Below are 21,631 nucleotides of genomic sequence, written 5' to 3' on the forward strand. Positions count from 1 at the left end.
TAATGATAAACCCATTTAAATTATTGGGGATAAGTGATGACGTTGTTAATGCCGTAAAGGATTTAGGTTTCGAAAATCCAACACCTATTCAGGAGCAAGCTATTCCTGTGCTGTTAGAGGGCAATAATGACTTTGTTGGTTTGGCCCAAACAGGAACAGGAAAAACAGCAGCATTTGGTTTGCCGCTAATTGAACTGATCGACTTCAGTGTTAAAAAGCCTCAGGCATTAATTCTATGCCCTACCAGAGAGCTTTGCTTGCAGATTGCTAGCGACATCAAAAATTACTCAAAAAACACGCCTGGTGCTAGTGTGGTTGCCGTTTACGGTGGCGCAAACATTATGCAGCAATTGCGTGAGATCAGAAACGGTGTACAAGTTGTTGTTGCAACACCGGGTCGTATGTTAGATATTATTGGTCGTAAGGCTATAGATTTCAGTAGTGTGAAATATGTAGTTCTGGATGAGGCCGATGAAATGTTAAACATGGGCTTCCAGGAAGACATTAATGATATTTTGTCTACTACTCCTGACGACAAAAAAACATGGTTATTCTCTGCAACTATGCCTCCTGAAGTGAGACGTATAGCTAAGAACTACATGGACAACCCTACTGAGTTGACCATGGGTACCAAAAACACTGGTAACGTAAATATTGAGCATGAGTACTATGTAGTACGTGCAAGAGATAAATATGCTGCCTTAAAACGTATTGTAGATTTCAACCCTGAAATTTTCGCCGTAGTATTCTGTAAAACCAAATTGGATACACAGGATGTTGCAGAGAACCTGATCAAGGATGGTTACAATGCTGATGCTTTACACGGCGACTTGTCTCAACAACAACGTGATAAAGTAATGCAAAGATTCCGTGACCGTAACATGCAGTTATTAATTGCTACTGATGTTGCTGCCCGTGGTATCGATGTAAACAATGTAACTCACGTTGTGAATTACTCACTGCCTGACGAAATTGAAAGTTATACCCACCGTAGTGGTCGTACAGGAAGAGCTGGTAAAACAGGTATCTCTATCTGTATCATCAATTCTAAGGAAATTGGTAAGATCCGTCAGATCGAAAGAATCATTGGTAAGTCATTCACTAAAGCTGAATTGCCAACAGGATTTGATGTTTGCGAAAAACAATTGTTCTCTTTGGTTCACAAAGTTCACAATGTTGAAGTAAACGAAGGTCAGATTGATCAGTACATTCCAAGGATTATGGATGAGTTTGCTGAATTAAGTAAAGAAGACATTATCAAACGTTTCGCATCTTTAGAGTTTAACCGCTTTTTAGAGTACTACAAAAATGCTCCTGACTTAAATGCAGCAGCAACAGATGAACGTGGCGAACGCGGAGAACGTGGTGCTAGAAATGAGCGCAACAGTGATTATACCCGTTTATTTATCAACTTAGGTTCGGTAGATGAATTTACAAGAGGTGACTTATTATCTTTCGTATGTAACAACGGTAAAATCAGTGGTAAAAACATTGGTAAAATTGACCTTAAAGGTGTGTATTCATTCTTTGAAGTTGAAAATGCACATGTTGATACCTTGTTCAACAATTTCAAAGACATCCAGTTTAACAACCGTGGTGTAAGAATTGAAAAATCTGGTGATGCACCTGAAGGTGGAGAACGCAGAGGTGGTGGTGAAAGAAGAGGCGGCTTCGGCGGCGGAGAGAGAAAAAGTTATGGTGGCGGCGAAAGAAAAAGCTATAGCGGTGGTGGAGAAAGAAGAAGTTCTGGCGGAAGCGGAAGACGTGAAGGCGGAGCAAGCAGTGGCGGTGGAGGTTTCAGGGATTTCTCTGGTAAACCACGTGAAGGCGGAAATGCTGGCGGAAGCGGAAGACGTGAAGGAAGCGGAAGCGGCGACAGAAGACGCAGATCTTAATACACATCAATAGTAAAACAACAAAGGCCCGAATATTCGGGCCTTTGTTGTTTTCAGGCTAATTTAAAAACCTAATCCTTTATCATTCCCTCTTGGATCGGCCCCGGTTTCCAGCTCTCCATTGGGCTTGACCAATATGGCATCTACCCTTCCCATTGCTCCTCTCTCTTTGATATGATAACCTTTAGCTTCCAGCTCAGCCCTTGTAGCTGGATCTATAGCACCTTTTTCCACATCAATCACATCAGGTAACCATTGGTGATGAAAGCGCGGTGCAGCCACAGCCGACTGCATATCCTTTCCAAAGGCCAGTACATTCAGGATCGTCTGGAATACGGAAGTAATAATCGTAGATCCGCCTGGCGTACCTACTACCATTAACAATTTTCCATTTTGCTCGAGGATGGTGGGCGTCATAGAACTTAGCATTCTTTTTCCCGGAGCAATAGAATTGGCTTCTCCTCCAATCAGTCCATACATATTAGGTGAACCTGGCTTTACGGAAAAATCATCCATTTCGTTGTTCAGGATAAATCCACCTCCTTCTACAACCACCATTGATCCATAAGAACCATTTAAAGTTGTTGTTGCAGATACAGCATTACCTTCACTGTCTACAATAGAATAATGTGTAGTTTGCTCACTTTCATGTACAGGTAACGTTCCTGGTTTAATTTCACTACTTGGTGTAGCTTTGGCAAAGCTGATATCTTTAATCCTCGACAGGATATAATTTGTATCCAGTAAAGCTGCCTGAGGTACTTTAAAAAAACCAGGATCGCCCAGGTAACTCGCCCTGTCGGCATAAGCCCTTCTTTCTGCTTCTACCATAAGCTGAACAGTAGAATCACGCTGAAATCCCCATTGGTTAACCGGATATTTGCTGACCTGTTTAAGCAAAGTGATTAACGAAATCCCACCACTTGATGGAGGAGGCATAGAAATCACCGTATAATCTTTGTATTTACCTGATACAGGCATTCTCCAGACGGCTTTGTAGCGCTTCAGGTCGGCAGCAGTGATTATACCGCTGGTATGAGCCATTGAAGCTATAATAGCTGCTGCAACCGGACCTTCATAAAACCCTGCCCTGCCTTTATCCCTGATGAGCTTTAAGGTAACTGCCAGTTCTGGCTGCTTAAGCAGGTCACCCGCTTTCCAGGATTCTTCTTTTACAAAGGCCACTGGTTTTCTGTTGTACCTGATAAAGCCTTCTTTATTTCTGTTTAATTCTGAGGCCTGCTGCGCGGTTAGCTGAAATCCATTTTCTGCAAGATCGATTGCTGGTTGAATATCTTTCTTCCAGTTAAGTTTACCATATTTGGCATGTGCATTCACCATCCCGTCAACACTTCCAGGTACACCAGAAGCCAGTGCACCAAGGAGGCTTTTATCTGTTACCGGATTTCCATGTTCATCCAGGTACATATCCCTGGATGCTTTCCCCGGCGCTTCTTCCCGGTAGTCAAGCGCATCGGTCCTGCCAGCCTTACTTCTGTACAGCAGAAAACCACCACCACCGATATTACCGGCATTAGGATAAACAACGGCCAGTGCAAACTGCACTGCAACAGCAGCATCGATAGCATTTCCGCCTTGCTTCATAATCTCCACGCCAACTTTAGCCGCTTCCGGATGGGCGCAAACTACCGCAGCATGTTGATACGTTCCTGTATCCTGCGCAGCAACCTGTTCATAGCCAGCCAGCAAAAGACAAATAATAAAATAAGATAGTGACGTTTTTTTTCTCATAAGGCAGCGTTAATACAGATCATTAAATTTAACAGATTTACGGAACTATTGAAATTTAAATCCTTTTATCAACGGATATTTCCGGCAAAAAAAAATCCGGACCTTTTGATCCGGATAATATATAAAGCTTTTGAAGATGCTCTTCTAGTGTTGCATTGGTCTGGTTCTGATCTGAGATGGTCTCAGATAAACTTTACCACCTCTTTTGTTCACATAGTATTTTTTGTTTTTACCATCGATGTATACATCCGAACCATCTGGTGCCATTTTGCCTTTGTAAATCTTATTTCCAACTTTAGATGTCCCTTTTACGGCAACTTCTGCAGTTTTATGTCCAACATCAGTAGCAGCATGTCCAATTTTTTGACCAACGGTTGGTTTCTCTTGTGCTTGTGAAGATAAAGAGATTGTTCCGACTAATGCAAGGGTTAATAAACCCAATAAATATTTCTTGTTCATTATTTAAAATTTTAGATGTAATGAGAGCTGCTTTACAAGCACTATCACATCCATAACAATAGAAGATATATTTTTGTTTTAATTTAGCTTTTCTATCAGCTGGCTGATCTCTGTTTGTGGTGAATGACGCTCATAAAGGATAGCATATACTGCATCACAAACAGGCATTTTTATGTTATACTTTTTATTGACCACCTGCATACAGCTTGCGGCATAATAACCTTCAGCAATCATATTCATCTCCAGCTGGGCAGATTTCACTGTATAACCTTTACCGATCATATTCCCGAAAGTACGGTTACGGCTGAACTGGGAATAGGCGGTAACCAGCAGATCTCCCAGATAGGCAGACTCCTTGATATCCCTGGTAATCGGATGAACAGCGTCAACAAATCTTTTCATCTCACGGACAGCATTGGAAATCAGTACTGCCTGAAAATTATCACCATAACCTAAGCCGTGACAGATTCCACTGGCAACCGCATAAATATTTTTTAGTACTGCAGCATATTCCGTCCCGAAAATATCGTCCGAAAGAATGGTTTTGATATATCTTGTCTGGATCAAATCCGAAAAGTTGGCCGCATTTTCCAGCTGGATAGAGGCAATCGTAAGAAAAGAAAGCTTTTCCAGGGCTACTTCTTCTGCGTGGCAAGGACCGCTGATCACCAGGATGTCTTTTAAGGGCACATGAAATTTTTCATGCATAAACTCTCCGATAATCTGATTTTCATCAGGAACAATACCTTTAATAGCCGAAATGATTTTCTTACCGGCAAGCATTGCAGGGGTAACATCCTTAAGGGTCTCTTTTAAAAAAGCAGCGGGAACATTTAAAATGATATAATCAGCAGCACCGATAATATTCCCAATATCATTGGAGATATTATCCTCCTTTAAATTAACTTCTACAGCACTTAGATACTTTGGATTATGCTTAAACTTTTTCAGGTAGGCAATGGATTCCGTATCACGTAACCACCAGAAAATTTCCTTTTCTGTAGTATTATCAGAAAGCATTTTTATAATAGCAGTTGCCCAGCTACCGCCACCAATCATCGCAACTTTTGGTTTCATCATATATAAATAAAAAATCCCGGCTTAATGTTTTCAAGCCGGGACAAATTACTTATTTTATTGGTAACAGGGATCTTTACTTTTTATCAGGATCTGCAAACAACTTATCTTTAGTCGTTTTTTCTACCTTCATGCTGTCTTTTAACTTGTTCTGAATTGCAGAGTAAGGTCCGCTTACTACTTCAGTACCAGCCTTCAATCCTTTTTTAATTTGGATGTATTGATCATCCTGAATACCAGTAGTTACTTCAACCTGTTTCACTACACCATTTGCGTAGGTATATACATATTGCTTAATGGTTTTATCATTCAATTTGTTTTTTTGTTTCCCTGCATCGGCATCAGTGCTGCCTTCTTTATTATCCTTAGCTGGATTTTTTGTGAATACAGATTGAATAGGTACCGACAAACTGGTTACAGAAGAACTTTCAATATCTACCGTTGCAGAAAGCCCCGGGCGGAATGGGGATGGAAGATCTTTCGCGCCACCGCTCACACCGCTGTAAGAATCTGCAGCAATACGCACTTTAACTACAAAATTGGTCACCTGGTCTGTACTGGAAACGGCTGCAGTTGCTGTGCCCACATCTTTAGATGAACTGGCAATCTCAGTAACAATACCTTTGAATTTTTTATCTGAAAAGGCATCCACTTCAATTACTGCGCTATCGCCAACGTTCACGCGGTTAATGTCATTTTCATTCACATCCACATTAACTTCCATAGATTTCAGGTTGGAGATTCTCATAATTTCGGTTCCTGCAAATTGTGCGGTTCCTAAAATCCTATCTCCAAGCTCTACAGACAATTTTGAGATGACGCCGTCAACAGGGGCAAATATGGTAGCTTTTGCAAGGTTGGCACTGGCTTCCTGAACTGTTGCACCCATTTGTGCAAGGTTAAACTTAGCTGCTATAACTGTCTGTTTTGCAGCTTCCAGATTAGTTTTAGAAGTTCCATAAGCAGCTTTTGCCGCGTCGAACTCTGCTACAGATATTACCTTATTTTTAAATAGCTGAACATTACGTTTATAAATACCCTCTTCGTTTTCGAAAATGCCCTGAGATTGCTGTAACTGTTGCTCCGCAGAAGCTATGCTTGCCTTTTGGGAACTATAAGAAGCACTTGCCCTGTCAAATCCGGATTTTAATACATCTGGTCTCACTTTAAACAGCAGCTGGCCTTTCTTTACTACATCACCCTCTTTCACCAGTAGTTCCACTACCTCTCCTGATACCTCAGAACTGAGCTTAACTTCCGTTTCAGGCTGTACTTTACCGCTCGCGGTAACGGTTTCTATGATCCGTCTGTTTTCTGCTTTTTCCACAGTAACCTTTTCAGCTTTTTCACCGCCTATTAAACCCGCCAGTTTTGCTCCAATCAGTAAAGCGATAAGCACTCCTACTGTGATGAGTATGTGTTTTAGTTTCATTTTTTGTTTTTGTTATATTAGCGTTAAAAGGTAATCTGCTTGCCCAAATAATAATCTATTACTTTAGACCTGAATAAAAGGTCATATTTTGCCTGTATAAAATCGGTTTCTGCTTTATTTCTGTTTGTCCTTGCCGTATTGTAATCCAGTGAATTCACCAGCCCTACGTTGTAGCGTTGCTCGATCACATTAAAGGCATCTTTCTGGGCATTGAACGTATTTTCATTTGACTTGTACCTGCTATCGGCAGCTCTAAGGTCGGCGATGGCCTGTGCAATTACTTTGTTTAGGTTGTTTTTTGCCAGTTGCTCCTGAATCTTATTGTCTTCGTAGGTAATCTTTGCCCTTTTTACATTTGAGCGGGTAGTAAGTCCGTTAAATATAGGAATGCTTAAGTTTAGCCCAACATATTGATTAAATGCATTACTCACCTGTCTAGAAAAAGCCAGATTGGGTATCGGCGAATTGAAGATATAAGAGTAATATGACCCCAGTCCTCCGTTTAAAGAAATTACAGGACTGTAACCACCTTTTGCAACATCAATTGCTTTTTTAGCAGCCTGCGTATTTAATTTAGCTAATTTAATATCCGGGAAAATTTCCAGCGATGAATTGTAAACATCATTGATAGAATAATTCTTTTGTGCCATTACGATTTCCTGCAAAGTTGGTGCAACCACTACATAATTGGCCGTGTCAGACCTCATCTCCATCAATTGTGATAAAGTTAGATAAGAAATGGTCAGTGAATTTTGTGCATTCGTTACATTTAATTCAGCTGTAGCAACCTGGGCTTTAGCCTGCGAAATATCGGCCAGGGTTTTGTTTCCCGCATCCATTAATGCTTCTTCCCTGGTTAAGGTTTGTACGGCTACATCCAGCTGTTCTTTAGAAGCTTTCAGGAGATCATCGTTATATACAATTTGGAAGTAAGCTGTTACCACCTGCAGGATAAGGTCATTTTTAATTTTATCAAGATTACTGTTTCCTGCTTCGAGCAGAAGCTTATTCTGCCTGATCTGGTTCATTAAAGTAAACCCTCCGAATAAATTTACGCTGGTTGCCAATGATCCGCTCGATTGCAATGTCTTATTAGTCGACACCGAGTAATTCGTTGTGTTCAATACACGTCCAAAACTCAAACTATTACCAGAGCTTCCATTTAAAGTAGGATATAATGCAGCTTTTGACTGCACTAAATTTACTGCCAGCGTATTGATATTCAATGCTCCCTGTTTAATCGTCAGGTTGTTTTGCAGCATCCTGTCAATTGCCTGCTGCATCGTTAAGACTTCCTGCGCCTGAACAGAAAAGGATAAGCCAATACTCAAAAAACCTATTCCAGTAAGGATAACAAATTTCGACAATAACCTTTTGTTAGTAACAATTTTCATAATTCTGATTTCACTATTATAAGATAAACAATTCATTCATTTTGTAAAATTCTCCTGCTACAACCAACTGTTATTAATTACATTTGGTCATGTATCTGGTAAAATCTCCTCTTTTATTGAAATGGTATTATCCATTTCTCACCTGGAACAAAAGCCGCCATGAAAAGGTCGTTTATTTAACCTTTGACGACGGACCTATACCGGTTGTTACAGACTTTGTTTTAAATACTTTAAAAGATTTCAATTGCAAGGCAACTTTCTTTTGTATCGGAGACAATATCAACAAGTATCCTGAAATTTTCAACCAGGTTAAAGCGGATGGCCACGCAATTGGAAACCATACATTTAACCACTTAAAAGGCTGGAAAACAGACGACAATACCTACATCGACAATTTCAACCAATGCCAGCAGCTTACTGGCACCCAGCTTTTCAGGCCTCCTTATGGAAGAATAAAAAATTCTCAGATCAGGCAGCTTAAAATCCTCTATCCAGCCCTTAATATTATCATGTGGGATGTATTGAGCGGAGATTTCGACCTTAATCTTTCTCCTGAAAAATGTTATCAAAACGTAATCAGAAATACCGAAAACGGATCTGTAATCGTATTTCATGATAGCCTCAAAGCATTTGACAGGTTAAAATTTGCCCTTCCTGCTGCACTTAAATTCCTAATTAACCAGGGTTATCAGTTCCATACATTTTAATTTTCTTTATTTATTACGAAGTTCAGGCCAGAAAAGATGCAGGATTAAAAAGGCTGTTCATCAATATTTTAAGCAGTTTTCACAAAAAGACGTTGTCCGTTAGCGAACAAGGGCGTTCATTAATGAACAATGAAATTGACTGTAACGCCTAACTGGTCAGCATTTTATTTAGAATTTATATAAATAATATTATGATAGGCATATGATAGCCTGTGCCTGTTTTTTTTTGTAAATTCGCTACAAATTAATTTTAATATAACCTTTTAATACATACTATCAATGGCTTTTGATATTGAAATGATCAAAAAGGTGTATGCAAACTTTGGTCCCCGAGTTGAGGCGGCCCGTAAATTAGTAGGCAGACCTTTAACACTCTCAGAAAAAATCTTATATACCCACCTTTGGGATGAAAACACAAATACTTCTTACGTTAGAGGTACGGATTATGTAGATTTTGCTCCTGACCGTGTAGCAATGCAGGATGCAACAGCCCAAATGGCGCTATTGCAGTTTATGCAGGCTGGCAGACCTAAAGTTGCGGTACCTTCAACAGTACACTGTGACCACCTGATCACTGCAAAATATGGTGCAGAGCAGGATTTACCGGCAGCAAATACAGAAAGTAAAGAAGTATTTGATTTCCTGGCTTCAGTATCTAACAAATATGGTATTGGATTCTGGAAACCAGGTGCAGGTATTATTCACCAGGTAGTATTGGAAAATTATGCATTTCCTGGTGGAATGATGATCGGTACAGATTCTCACACGGTTAATGCCGGTGGTTTAGGCATGGTTGCTATTGGTGTTGGTGGTGCTGACGCCTGTGACGTAATGGCCGGATTGCCATGGGAGCTTAAATTCCCTAAATTAATTGGTGTAAAACTAACCGGAAAATTAAGCGGTTGGGTTTCTCCTAAAGATGTGATCTTAAAAGTAGCAGGTATCCTTACTGTAAAAGGTGGTACCGGAGCTATTGTTGAATATTTTGGTGAAGGTGCAACCAGCATGAGCTGTACCGGTAAAGGTACCATCTGTAACATGGGTGCAGAGATTGGCGCAACAACTTCTACCTTCGGTTATGATGAAAGCATGGAACGTTATTTACGTGCAACCAACAGGGCTGATGTAGCAGATGCTGCCAATGTAGTTAAAGAATACTTAACCGGTGACGCTGAAGTTTATGCTGAGCCTGATAAGTTCTTTGATCAGGTAATTGAAATTGACCTTTCAACACTTGAACCTTACCTGAACGGACCTTTTACCCCGGATTTAGCTACACCTATTTCAAAAATGAAAGAAGTAGCTTTAGCCAATGGCTGGCCAATGAAAATTGATGTTGGTCTGATCGGTTCTTGTACAAACTCTTCTTACGAAGATATTTCAAGAGCCGTAAGTATAGCCAGACAAGTTGCTGAAAAAGGCTTAACCGCTAAATCAGAATATTGTATCAATCCTGGTTCTGAACAGATCCGCTTCACAATTCATCGTGATGGATTCCTTGATGTTTTCAACTCTATTGGTGCTAAAGTATTTACCAATGCCTGCGGACCTTGTATCGGAATGTGGGATAGGGTTGGTGCAGAAAAACAAGAGAAAAATACAATCGTCCACTCTTTCAACCGTAACTTTGCCAAACGCGCCGATGGTAATCCTAATACTTTTGCATTTGTTGGTTCTCCGGAACTGGTAACTGCTTTAGCTATTGCAGGCGACCTGAGCTTTAACCCGTTGACAGATACACTGACCAATGATAAAGGCGAGCAGGTAAAATTGGATGAGCCAACTGGATTTGAATTGCCTCCACGAGGATTTGCTGTTGATGACGCAGGTTATCAACAACCGGCAGCCGATGGAAGTGGTGTGCAGATCCTGGTTTCCCCGACTTCACACAGGTTACAATTACTTGATCCTTTCACTCCATGGGAAGGTACAGATCTTAAAGGTCTGAGATTGCTGATCAAAGCAAAAGGAAAATGTACTACTGACCATATTTCTATGGCTGGTCCATGGTTAAAATTCCGTGGTCACCTCGATAATATCTCTAACAACATGCTGATCGGTGCTGTCAATTATTTCAATGACAAAACTGATGACGTTAAAAATGCTTTAACTGGCGTATACGGACCAGTCCCAGCTACACAACGCGCTTATAAAGCCGCAGGTTTAGGATCTATTGTAGTAGGTGATGAAAATTACGGTGAAGGTTCTTCACGTGAACATGCTGCGATGGAACCACGTCACCTGGGTGTTCGTGCCGTACTGGTAAAATCATTTGCACGTATCCACGAAACTAACCTTAAAAAACAAGGGATGTTAGGCTTAACTTTCGCTAATAAGGAAGATTATGATAAGATCCTGGAAAATGATATCATTGATATCGTTGGTTTAACTACATTCACTCCTGATGTACCTTTAACTATCGTGTTAAACCACGCAGATGGTACTAAAGAAGAGTTTCCTGTTAACCATAGCTATAATGCACAACAAATCGATTGGTTTAAAGCCGGTGGGGCACTGAATATTATTCGCCGCCAGGTAGCAGCAGTTTAGTCATTATATACATAAAAAAACTCCCGCACATCATGCGGGAGTTTTTTTATGCTATTTTTTCAGGAAATCCTGCCACCAGTAACCTGATGATTTAATTGTCCTCTGCTGGGTTTTAAAATCGTTATAGACCAATCCAAACCTGGCATTGTAACCTTCTGCCCATTCAAAATTATCCATCAGCGTCCAGGCCATATAACCGGTAATGTTCATTCCTTCTCCCTTTGCCTTTAAAACAGCAGCCAGGTAAAGTTTAAAATATTCAATTCTTTCCTGATCGTCTACTGTTCCCCCAATTAGCTTATCCTGATAGGCAGCGCCATTCTCTGTAATCATCAGATTTTTAATCTTAGGATAGGATGCAAATTGCTTAATGATACGATAAAAACTATCTGCATTCACTTCCCAGCCCATAGCCGTATGAGGTTTTTTCATGCTCTTGGCTTTCACTTCCCAGGCTTGCAACACAGGTATAAAGCCATTATACTTTACGGTTAGTGGAAAATAGTTCTGTAATCCGATAAAATCAAAATCGAAAGTGAGCCGTTCAGTATGTCGCCAGGTAGAATGTGAAATAGAAAACTTTTCCATTACCTCCCATTCCTCCCCAGGATAACCCAGACCTAAGGCTGGTTCTATAAACAGCCGGTTCATCAGGCAGTCCACACGGGAGGCAGCCAGCACATCAGCGTCGCTCTGCGTATAGGGAATAACTTCAGAGCAGGAATAAGTAGTACCGATATTAGCACCCGAAACCTCTGCACGCAAAATCCGTCCGCCATCGGCCTGTGCAATAGCGGTGTGGTGTACTGCAGAAAAAAAGTTAGTAAGACCAGTTTTTCCGGGCGCATGAACCCCCAGCATGTAACCCAGGGAAGTAAACCCAAAAGGTTCATTCAGCACCAGCCAGTTCTTTACCTTATCGCCATAAGTTTTAGCACAAACAGATACAAAGGCATTAAAGGCTGTATTGATGCCAAAGGCTGTCCATCCTCCTTCATCTTCTAAAGCCTGCGGCAGGTCCCAGTGATATAGGGTAATATAAGGTGTTAAACCCTGTTCCAGACATTCGTCGATTACGTTGTGGTAAAACCGGATACCTTCTTCATTGACCAGCCCATCTCCGTAAGGAAGAAGCCTCGGCCAGGATATCGAAAACCTGAAGACGGAAAAGCCCAGTAGCTTCACCAAAGCAATATCCTCATGATAGCGATGATAAAAATCACATGCTGTAACCAGTTGATGCCCTTTTTTTATTTTTCCCGACCGTTTAGAGAAAGTATCCCAAATGGAAGGGCCTTTCCCATATTGATCAGAGGCACCCTCTATTTGTGCAGCAGCAGTTGCTACGCCCCATGAAAAATCACTGCCAAAATCGGATGCTTTGATCATATATTGATGTTATAAACGCCAATATGAGAATTTAGTGTTAACTCCCTGTTAATCTTCTAAAAACCACACTAATTATGTTCATCGGGATTAAATTCCAAACCAATTTCTTTCAACAGAAGTGCTGCATTAAATGTTTTACAGGCCCCATATTTCAGTTTATAATCAAAATTCATTTCTCCATTTGTTAACTGGATATCAAAATGATAATTTCTAAGTTCCTGACTATAACTGTCGATCATTTCTGACAATTGAAGATCATGGGTGGCAAATAAAGTAGGCGTATGCTCCAGGATCATTTGCTGAATAAAAACTTTAGACCCCAGGTATTTATCCTTACTGTTCGTTCCCCTTAACATTTCATCAATCAAAACTAAAGGATGCGACAGTGCTTTCACCCCTCCCAGGATCATCTTTAACCTGTTCAGCTCAGCTTTAAAAGTTGAGGTCTGGTCATTGAGGGAATCTTTGATTCGCATGTAAGTAAGCAATTCAAAAATGGATGATTTCATCGCTGTCGCACATACTGGTGCCCCAGCAAAAGCTAGAACCATATTGATGCCTACTGTACGAAGAAATGTACTTTTACCCGCCATATTAGAGCCCGTAACAATATCTGTTGTAGGGATTTTTTCAAATTGATAATCATTGATTACACGTTTCGCATCACTAATCAGGGGATGGCCCAATCCGGTGGCTTCAAAATGGAAATCACCAGCGATAATAGGAAATATCCATTCCGGTTGGTTATGTGCAAGCGTTGCAAAGGAAATAAGTTCTTCAAAATGACTGATAGTCTCCAACCCTGAGAGTAATAGTTTCGAAGATTTTATATGCCAGCCATCAAGCTTGATGGCATACTTAAAATCCCATAAAAGAAACCCTTGAAGAAAAGGCCCTATAAATATGTTAAGACTAGCATCCAGTGCATTAATAAAAGAAGATAATTCTTTTATTTGCTCTGTTAAAGGCGCATTTGGGATATCAGTACCAAATAAATCTTTAATGTAACTACTTTTCCAGGCAATTCCCTGCGTCCAGGCGATGGTATCTGCCAATGAACTCAACAGACTTGAACTACTATCAAATCCAGCTTTTACTTCCTTAAGATTCTTTTGATGGTAGAAAGCTACAGCTGAATTAGAAAAAAAGCACAGGCCTAAAAACTTCCACCAAATTCCCTCATAAATGACACCCATTATCAGCACTCCAACAGATAAAACCGGCGCCAGTATAGTGTAAAAACGCAATAATTTGTTGTGGGTAAATTCCAGCTGCCCAGATATTTTATGCGCTATCTTATACTTTATTATTTCTAGTTGTTGAGGTTTATGGTATTGAAGTCCAGCTCTAAAATGATAAGTGGCATCAATATGCTCCTTCACCTCAAAAATAGCCTCCTGACGTTTAATTATTGTATTCTGGTCTCCCGCTTTACCTAAACTATCGGCCAGTAGCTTCATTCCTTTAACTGTATTCGAACGGTTGATAAAAGCGTATAAGGAAGAAGCTCCATAGATATCAAGATCTGAAGCATATGAATGGGATTCATTGACATAAGCAGTGCCGTCATCATATTTTTGATGTCCCATGGTAATCAGATCTACCTCATTCTGAAAGACAAAGAGTAACTTCTCTGCATAAGTAAGATCATTTTGAACCTTTACCTGCCTTTTTAAAATTACTATAAATACTAAAATAGGAAGACAGACCAACACCCCCATATACCAATGATATCCCGCAAGAATAATAATAGTGACCAATAGTATTTCTAATAAAAACAATCCCAGCCGACTATAACTTATTGTATTGAGCGTTGCCTTTAATTTTGTGATCAGTGAATGTTGAATTTCTACGTTATTTTGATAGTCCTTTAAAATACTATCTTTTAATTTTACCATATCTTTGCGCGTGTTCTTAAAATCTAATACAGCTATTTTTACCGTAACTATAAAGCAAATATACATTAATGAAGATAACCTTACTCGTTGTTGGGAAAACTGAAGATAAATACCTGATTGAGGGAATAGAGAAATATCTTAGCCGGCTAAAACATTATATCGGCTTTACCCTGTTGGTTATACCGGAGATTAAGAACACCAAAAACCTGACAGAAGCACAGCAAAAAACAAAAGAAGCAGAACTGATCTTAAAACAGGTGAGCAACCTGGATATGGTGATATTAATGGACGAAAAAGGAAAGAAATATACTTCAGTTCAATTTGCAGACTATTTAAACAAACAGATGATTGGAAGTGTTCAGCAAATGATATTCGTTATTGGTGGGCCTTACGGATTTGATGAAAGTATTTATAAAAGGGCAAATGGAAATATTTCGTTGTCAGACATGACGTTCTCTCACCAAATGGTTCGTTTGTTTTTCGTAGAGCAACTATACAGGGCTTTTAGTATTCTAAAAGGAGAGCCTTACCATCACGAATAATTCCGCATTTTTTTGTGGAATATTTTATTTTATGCATCTTATAGGAAGAAAGGATTTTATGGAAAAAATAGGTTTCACCAAGCGTAAGTATCAGATGAGGAGTAAAAGGAAGGGAGATAAATGGAGCTTCACGATCGCTATCATTATCTCTATTGTTGCATTTTTACTGATCTGGTTTTATCTGTAGACCTGCAGAGCAGACATAAAAAAACCGGATGTTTACACATCCGGTTTTTTTATATACAATAAACTTTAAACTCCTTTTTTGCTGGTCATGCTTGCTTTTTTAGCAGGCTGAGCCGTTTTGCTTGGTGCTTTAGCATTAGCGGGTTTAGGCGTAGCTTTAACAACTTTCTTCTCGCCTTTTTCTTCCGCTTTTACGCCTTCAGTTGTACCTTCAGCTCCCGGTGTTTCTTCACTGAACAAAGGAAGATCCTTTAAGAGATGATACCAGGTAACGATTTTTTTCATGTCAGAAGTATAAACTTTATCCTGATCATGAGTAGGGGCAACTTCTAGAAATAAGTTTTTCAATACAGCAGGATCTGCTTTAGCATCAGGAATATCTCCTTTTACTGCAGCAATATTTGCCAAAACGTCTACTAATTTCAAATCTTCGTCTTCACCATAAATGGTAATATCTTCCAGCGAAGCCAGTTTAGTACTGGAAATACTAGCTACGATTTTAACTTTTTGAGCATCTAACCCTTCCAGTACATAACCTGCCTTATTTTGTCCAACAAGTTTAAATAAACCTGGTCTGCCGGATACGGCTACAATTCCTCTTAAATTCATATCATTAATCTGCTAACACTTCTATACTTAAAATTCTGTCTCCTTGTTTAATATCATCAACAAGGTCTACATTTTCGATAACTTTACCAAAGACGGTGTGATTTCTATCCAAATGTGCAGTATTTGCTCTGCTGTGGCAGATAAAGAATTGTGAACCACCAGTGTTTCTACCAGCATGTGCCATAGATAAAACACCACGGTCATGATATTGGTTTTCACCATCCAACTCACAGTCTATTTTATAACCAGGCCCACCTGTACCAGCTAAATGAGCTGTTTTAGGATCTTTAGAGTTAGGGCATCCACTTTGTACCATAAAATTTGGAATAACACGGTGAAATGTAACACCATCGTAGAAACCTTCACCTGCTAATTTTTTAAAGTTCGCAACTGCTTTAGGCGCATCCTTTTCATAAAATTCGACAGTCATGTCGCCTTTTTCTGTTTTTATTATTGCTTTGCTCATATTCGTCTTTTTGTGATCGGCAAATTTAGTAAATTGTAATGACTAGACGAACAATAGTTTAACGTTAAATACATATAATATGCAAACAATGGTCTTCAAAAAAAGTAAATTCGTATTTCATTAATTCATTTCTTTATGAAAGGTAGCTTTCTTCTTTTGTTTTTGCTGCTCTTTACCCTGGCTGTAAAAGCCTCTTCTATCCTGATCAATATGGACGAAGATCAGAAAAACCATCTAAAGGCTTATGGTATTGCTTACTGGAGCATTAAACAAAATGCAGAAGTTAACTGGCTGCTGAACTATAAAGGAGGGAGTTTTCTGATCAAATATGCCAAAGTGATAGAAGATGAATGTAAAGTCAGGGGTGTATCCTACACTGTGCTTGCAGATGCAAAAGTAAATGATATCTTAAATGAAATCAGCGATCCTGAAGTGAATATGGAAATTGTGAAACTGGAAAAAGCCCCAAAAATTGCGGTTTACTCTCCTAAAAGCAAATTACCCTGGGATGATGCAGTTACGCTGGTACTTACTTATGCAGAAATCCCCTATGATATTATTTATGATGACGACGTTTTAAAAGATAAATTAAGTGGTTATGACTGGCTCCACCTGCACCATGAGGATTTCACGGGACAGTACGGCCGCTTTTGGAGTACCTTTAAAAATGCATCCTGGTATCAGGAAGATGTAAAAAACCAGGAAGCCACAGCTAAAAGAAATGGATTCTCAAAAGTATCGGCAATGAAACTCGCTGTGGTAAAAAGAATGCGTGAGTTTTGTGTAGGCGGCGGATTTCTCTTTGCCATGTGCTCGGCTACGGATACTTTTGATATCGCATTGAGTGCCGATGGCGTAGATATCTGTGCCAGCATGTTTGATGGGGATGCCGAAGATCCTAACGCACAGGAGAAACTCAATTTCTCCAATACATTTGCCTTTAAGAATTTCAGGCTGAACCAAAACCCGGTTAGTTATGGGTTTTCGGATATAGACGTTACACAAACCAGAAACCTGACACAGCAGAATGATTACTTCACCCTCTTTGACTTCTCTGCCAAATCAGACCTCGTTCCTACCATGTTAACACAAAATCATGAACGCGTGATCAAAGGTTTTATGGGACAAACAACTGCTTTCAGGAAAAATCTATTAAAACCCAGCATCACTGTATTGGGAGAAAACAAAGGTGCTGCTGAGGTACGTTACCTTCACGGTGAAGTAGGTAAAGGACAGTTCACCTTTTATGGAGGGCACGACCCTGAAGATTATCAGCATATCGTAGGCGACCCACCCACAGATTTAAACCTTCATCCTAATTCTCCAGGATATCGCCTGATCCTAAACAATGTACTATTTCCTGCAGCAAAGAAAAAACCGCAGAAAACATAAGTTTAATCGTAGAAATTCCAGCTTACCCCTATCTTAAATAGTTTATCAGGCATTGGGTATTTATAAACAGTGTAATATCCGCCTTGTCCGATTCCCTGGTTAGCATATTCATATTTAAGGAAGATGTTCGCTTTTCTTAAACTGGCACGTATCCAAAGATCTACAATTGGCGTGGTAGCAAATGAAACTACCCCGGTAGTAGGTCTGTTAGTTACATAAAACTGGCTAACCACCGGTGAGTATGCATAGTTCTCATACTTTGAATTATAGCGCACATCAAAACCGAAATTAGTTCTTAATACTTTGAAAACAGTCTTGTCTATATAAAAACTATTAAAGGTATAAAAAGAGGGGGTACGCATCAGGTCAGTGTTATTTGTCTTCTGATAAACGATATAACTATCCAGGTTAAATTTACCATAAGTGAATTTTTTACCTACGGTAATCTTCAGCATGTTGATCGTTCCCGAATACTGTGCAGGTGCAATAGACGTAGAATCTACCTCAGAATTTGCCTGGTTGAAATACAGGTAGTTCTTAATCTGGTAATATTCTGCGCTGGCATCTAGTCTCAGCTTATCATTGATATATTTAAAAGAGAAACTAACGGTTTTAGTACGGTTAAAATTATTGAGCCAGTCCAGGTGGTTACCATAATAGTTATTGTAGATTTCTTCAGGTGATTTATTCTGCGCATACGCATCCAGGACGATCCTCCCAATACTCCTGCTCACCAGAACATTAGTCTTTGCCTCATACAAATAATCTCCAGCTTCCCTGCCCTGCGCAATCTGCTGCAAATCTACATCCAGGTTTACACGGTCGCTAAAGCGGTAACCTGCAGAGCCCAATAATGAAATATTCTGAAATTCCAGGTTACGTACATAATAATCTGTTTTATTAGACAATCCCACAACCTGTTGATAGTTATAAAAATCATGTCTTATACCCAGGTCAAGCTTTAGCTCATTCTTAATCACTGCACTGGGTTTTCCACGCAGAAAAAAACTGTACATAAACTCATTCTGGATATGCTGTACTGAAGTACTGTCATTGGTAAATACCAGATCCTGCCGGCCAGCAGGCAATACGGTATGGTCATCAGCCTCATTTTTCTGAAAAGCATAAGAATCCTTATCGTATCTTATCGTATAGGTAATTTTATTGGTAGGTAATACTTTCTTCGTAATCTCCTGATCAACTGTATCTATACGCCCCACAAAATAGATCTGCTTAATTAAAAAATTGTTTTTCCTGTAGATCTGCCGGGTATCATTTAGCCTTACCGGTTCTGAAGCTTTACCAACCAGTGATCCTGCGGTAAAAATCGAATCATTCGTAACCGATCCATTTTCATAAGCCTTCATAGTATTAAAAATAGCACTGGCGAATAACGTATAACGCTTGTCCTTAGAAGTATACCAGGTAAAAAGCGTACCGTTCAATACGTCTCCCCGCTGACGGATATAATCTCCGTTGGCACCAATCCTGTTGTAACTTCCTCCTGCATTCCAGCGCTTATTGATATTCTGGGTATGGGTTACGTGAAAAGTCTGCTCCACATCACCGCTATACTGGCCATTATAAGTCAGGTTGGTAAAAGGAGTACGTGCCTGGTAATAGATGATATCCTCAGGCATCAAAGCATACCAGTCCAGGGAGTGAAAACCGGGATTAAACCCGATTGTTTTGTCGGGCTCAAATAGTAACGCTTTTGCAGGAAGCCCGATATTACCCGTATTAATAGTAGGTCTTCTCGGTTGCTGAATAGGGCTATAATTCTGCATCTGCCTTAAACTGGTATCCAATGGTAAGGTCTGGATACTGTCTTTAGTTAACCTGAGCGTAGTATAACGAACAAATCTGGAAGTAAAAATAACAGAATCCTTCCCGTTCTCCAACTTATTTCTAACGGAGTCCAATTCTTTATTATTTCTCACATTAGTTTTTAAATCCTGGGCAAAAACCTGCTGTACTCCAAAAGAGAAGCAGATCAGGAAAAATAAAACAACTGTTTTATACATTATAATTGAGAAATTAACTGGCTTAATATTTTAGTCATTTTTGGTTCAGCAGTTCTTGCTGTAGCCAGTATTTCTTCTAAACTTACAGGTAAAAGAACCTCAGGAAAACCTTCATCTGTCAAAACAGACATCGCGAAAACCGGAATACTCATGTGATTGGCCACAATAACCTCAGGTACTGTACTCATACCTACCGCATCTCCACCAATGATACGCAAATATTTATATTCTGCTTTTGTTTCCAGATTAGGACCAGTTACAGATACATATACGCCCTGATGACAGGTAATATTTTCCTGTTCTGCTATTTTCAGCGCTTTTGTGATCAATTCTTTGTGATAAGGCTGGCTCATATCCGGAAATCTTGGACCAAAGTCAGCATCATTGATCCCGCGCAGCGGACTTTCAGGCTGCAGGTTAATATGGTCATTGATCACCATCAGATCGCCTTTTTTAAAATCAGAATTTAGCGACCCTGCGGCATTGGAAACAAAAAGATATTGAATACCCAATGCTTTCATTACCCGTATTGGAAAGGTGATCTGCTGCATAGAATAACCCTCATAATAATGAAGTCTGCCTTGCATAGCCACTACTCTCTTACCGTTCAATACACCAAAAATCAGCTTTCCGGAATGAAACTCTAACGTTGAAATAGGAAAATTAGGAATATTAGCATACATCATACTAAACTCCACTATAATCTCATTTACCAATCCCCCCAGTCCTGTTCCTAAAACAATACCGATTTCCGGCTGGAAATTATTGCTTTTTCGCTTTATATATTCAACGGTTTCGTGCAGTGTCTGAAACATACTTTAAAATCTTTTGATCAACTATTTCTTTACGTTCTGCTTCTACAGCAATGCTGATTGGCAAGTAAAATACAGGCAAATCTAACAGTAATTCTTTGATTGTAACATCAAATAAACGTTGCGCATCCTTTTCTGTTGTGATAATGATCTTTTCTTTTGCAGGATGCTGAAGAAATGCCTCAACCAATTTACTTAAATTATGCGAAGTAAAGGTATGGTGGTCAGGATAATCGTGGTGCACAACAGTTAAAGAAAGCCTTTTCAGCTCATTCAACATGGGTTTGGGATTGGCAATACCTGTCAGTAAAAAAACAGTTTGATGAACAAGAACATCCAGGTTTAAAGTCTCTTTGCCAAACAGCGAAGTGAGCTTACTATAGCGAATTGAAGAAAAAAAAAGCCTTTCCTGGGCATCATTATTAAATTTCCCCGCACAATATGATCGCTGTAATTCAGTAATTTCCTCAGGTGATTTGGTCACCATGACAATTGAGGCGCGTTTGTATCCCCAGAATGGCTCCCTCATATTTCCTGCAGGCAGCAGAAACTGCGGATGCAACAGTTTTTCAAACTCAAACAGTAAAATACTGAAACCAGGATTTACGCTCCTGTGCTGGAATGCATCATCCAGTATGATCAGGTCGTGTGTATCTTTAAGTCGATTAATACCAAAAACGCGGTCTTCACATACAGCCACTGTTACCTGCGGAAATTTATGATAAAACTGAAGTGGTTCATCCCCTATGGTACGTGCTGTGGAACTTTCATCAGCATATAAAAAACCTTTGGTATCCCTACCGTAACCACGGCTAAGAATGGCGATTTTATAACCTGAAAGTAAATTAACCAGATATTCCGTCACGGGGCTTTTACCAGATCCACCCACTACCAGATTGCCTACGCAAATCACAGGGAGGTCAAATCGGCTCGATTTCAATAAGCCATAGTCATATAGTTTGTTTCTGCATATAATCACTATCCCGTAAATCACAGAAAAGGGCAGGAAAAGCAATCGAAGGTATTTTATCATCGTATGGATTCAAA

The 21,631-nt window shown here is 39.7% G+C and carries 18 protein-coding genes; 6 read left to right on the top strand and 12 right to left on the bottom strand.

Annotation, left to right across the window (positions count from 1 at the left end):
• Window positions 1–2: 2 nt before the first annotated feature.
• Window positions 3–1,895: a DEAD/DEAH box helicase gene (locus tag GSQ84_RS09510; protein ID WP_174238639.1), complete on the top strand. Its 1,893-nt coding sequence runs from the start codon at window positions 3–5 to the stop codon at window positions 1,893–1,895.
• A 63-nt stretch (window positions 1,896–1,958) separates the two neighbouring features.
• Here the strand turns inward: GSQ84_RS09510 and ggt are convergent, their stop codons facing one another.
• The 5 genes from ggt to GSQ84_RS09535 all read right to left on the bottom strand — a co-directional run bounded on the left by ggt (window position 1,959) and on the right by GSQ84_RS09535 (window position 8,009).
• Window positions 1,959–3,647, bottom strand: coding sequence for a gamma-glutamyltransferase (gene ggt / locus GSQ84_RS09515; RefSeq protein WP_158796989.1), 1,689 nt, complete (start codon window positions 3,645–3,647; stop codon window positions 1,959–1,961).
• A gap of 144 nt (window positions 3,648–3,791) precedes the next feature.
• Window positions 3,792–4,106, bottom strand: a complete 315-nt coding sequence (locus GSQ84_RS09520) for a hypothetical protein (protein WP_158796990.1) — start codon at window positions 4,104–4,106, stop codon at window positions 3,792–3,794.
• 78 nt (window positions 4,107–4,184) lie between these two features.
• Window positions 4,185–5,186, bottom strand: coding sequence for an NAD(P)H-dependent glycerol-3-phosphate dehydrogenase (locus GSQ84_RS09525; protein WP_158796991.1), 1,002 nt, complete (start codon window positions 5,184–5,186; stop codon window positions 4,185–4,187).
• A gap of 73 nt (window positions 5,187–5,259) precedes the next feature.
• Window positions 5,260–6,615 carry an efflux RND transporter periplasmic adaptor subunit gene (locus tag GSQ84_RS09530; protein WP_158796992.1) on the bottom strand — a complete coding sequence of 452 codons (1,356 nt, stop codon included), beginning with the start codon at window positions 6,613–6,615 and terminating at the stop codon, window positions 5,260–5,262.
• Between the two features lie 23 nt (window positions 6,616–6,638).
• The gene (locus GSQ84_RS09535; RefSeq protein WP_158796993.1) at window positions 6,639–8,009 is read right to left on the bottom strand and encodes a TolC family protein; all 1,371 of its coding nucleotides are present in this window, start codon (window positions 8,007–8,009) and stop codon (window positions 6,639–6,641) included.
• Between the two features lie 89 nt (window positions 8,010–8,098).
• Here GSQ84_RS09535 and GSQ84_RS09540 point away from each other — a divergent pair, with 89 nt between their 5' ends.
• Together GSQ84_RS09540 and GSQ84_RS09545 are read left to right on the top strand one after the other, a co-directional pair.
• Window positions 8,099–8,716 carry a polysaccharide deacetylase family protein gene (locus tag GSQ84_RS09540; RefSeq protein ID WP_158796994.1) on the top strand — a complete coding sequence of 206 codons (618 nt, stop codon included), beginning with the start codon at window positions 8,099–8,101 and terminating at the stop codon, window positions 8,714–8,716.
• 279 nt (window positions 8,717–8,995) lie between these two features.
• Window positions 8,996–11,266, top strand: a complete 2,271-nt coding sequence (locus tag GSQ84_RS09545; RefSeq protein ID WP_158796995.1) for an aconitate hydratase — start codon at window positions 8,996–8,998, stop codon at window positions 11,264–11,266.
• Window positions 11,267–11,317: 51 nt separating this feature from the next.
• Here GSQ84_RS09545 and GSQ84_RS09550 read toward each other — a convergent pair whose 3' ends face one another.
• Window positions 11,318–12,655, bottom strand: a complete 1,338-nt coding sequence (locus GSQ84_RS09550; RefSeq protein WP_158796996.1) for a GH1 family beta-glucosidase — start codon at window positions 12,653–12,655, stop codon at window positions 11,318–11,320.
• 68 nt (window positions 12,656–12,723) lie between these two features.
• Window positions 12,724–14,553 (bottom strand): DNA mismatch repair protein MutS, encoded by a 1,830-nt coding sequence (locus GSQ84_RS09555; protein WP_158796997.1) that lies wholly within the window; start codon window positions 14,551–14,553, stop codon window positions 12,724–12,726.
• Between the two features lie 68 nt (window positions 14,554–14,621).
• Between GSQ84_RS09555 and rlmH the strand changes: the two genes are divergently transcribed.
• Together rlmH and GSQ84_RS28205 are read left to right on the top strand one after the other, a co-directional pair.
• A complete protein-coding gene (rlmH, locus tag GSQ84_RS09560; protein ID WP_158796998.1) occupies window positions 14,622–15,095 on the top strand; it encodes a 23S rRNA (pseudouridine(1915)-N(3))-methyltransferase RlmH in 474 nt (157 codons plus the stop codon).
• Window positions 15,096–15,153: 58 nt separating this feature from the next.
• Entirely contained in the window at window positions 15,154–15,282 is a 129-nt protein-coding gene (locus GSQ84_RS28205; protein WP_256377525.1) for a hypothetical protein, read from the top strand.
• A gap of 65 nt (window positions 15,283–15,347) precedes the next feature.
• Here the strand turns inward: GSQ84_RS28205 and GSQ84_RS09565 are convergent, their stop codons facing one another.
• Together GSQ84_RS09565 and GSQ84_RS09570 are read right to left on the bottom strand one after the other, a co-directional pair.
• The gene (locus tag GSQ84_RS09565; protein ID WP_158796999.1) at window positions 15,348–15,890 is read right to left on the bottom strand and encodes a DUF5606 domain-containing protein; all 543 of its coding nucleotides are present in this window, start codon (window positions 15,888–15,890) and stop codon (window positions 15,348–15,350) included.
• Between the two features lie 4 nt (window positions 15,891–15,894).
• The gene (locus GSQ84_RS09570) at window positions 15,895–16,356 is read right to left on the bottom strand and encodes a peptidylprolyl isomerase (protein WP_158797000.1); all 462 of its coding nucleotides are present in this window, start codon (window positions 16,354–16,356) and stop codon (window positions 15,895–15,897) included.
• Between the two features lie 135 nt (window positions 16,357–16,491).
• Here GSQ84_RS09570 and GSQ84_RS09575 point away from each other — a divergent pair, with 135 nt between their 5' ends.
• Window positions 16,492–17,748 carry an asparagine synthetase B gene (locus tag GSQ84_RS09575; RefSeq protein WP_174238640.1) on the top strand — a complete coding sequence of 419 codons (1,257 nt, stop codon included), beginning with the start codon at window positions 16,492–16,494 and terminating at the stop codon, window positions 17,746–17,748.
• Window positions 17,749–17,750: 2 nt separating this feature from the next.
• On the opposite strand, the gene GSQ84_RS09580 is transcribed toward GSQ84_RS09575, so the two are convergent.
• The 3 genes from GSQ84_RS09580 to lpxK are packed head-to-tail and all read right to left on the bottom strand — an operon-like array spanning window position 17,751 to window position 21,617.
• Window positions 17,751–19,772 carry a putative porin gene (locus tag GSQ84_RS09580; RefSeq protein WP_158797001.1) on the bottom strand — a complete coding sequence of 674 codons (2,022 nt, stop codon included), beginning with the start codon at window positions 19,770–19,772 and terminating at the stop codon, window positions 17,751–17,753.
• Window positions 19,772–20,587: a purine-nucleoside phosphorylase gene (locus tag GSQ84_RS09585; RefSeq protein ID WP_158797002.1), complete on the bottom strand. Its 816-nt coding sequence runs from the start codon at window positions 20,585–20,587 to the stop codon at window positions 19,772–19,774. The genes GSQ84_RS09580 and GSQ84_RS09585 overlap by 1 nt, the downstream gene beginning before the upstream one ends.
• Window positions 20,559–21,617: a tetraacyldisaccharide 4'-kinase gene (gene lpxK / locus GSQ84_RS09590; RefSeq protein ID WP_158797003.1), complete on the bottom strand. Its 1,059-nt coding sequence runs from the start codon at window positions 21,615–21,617 to the stop codon at window positions 20,559–20,561. The genes GSQ84_RS09585 and lpxK overlap by 29 nt, the downstream gene beginning before the upstream one ends.
• Window positions 21,618–21,631 lie beyond the last annotated feature (14 nt).

Source organism: Pedobacter sp. L105 (assembly GCF_009765875.1).
Lineage (GTDB): Bacteria > Bacteroidota > Bacteroidia > Sphingobacteriales > Sphingobacteriaceae > Pedobacter.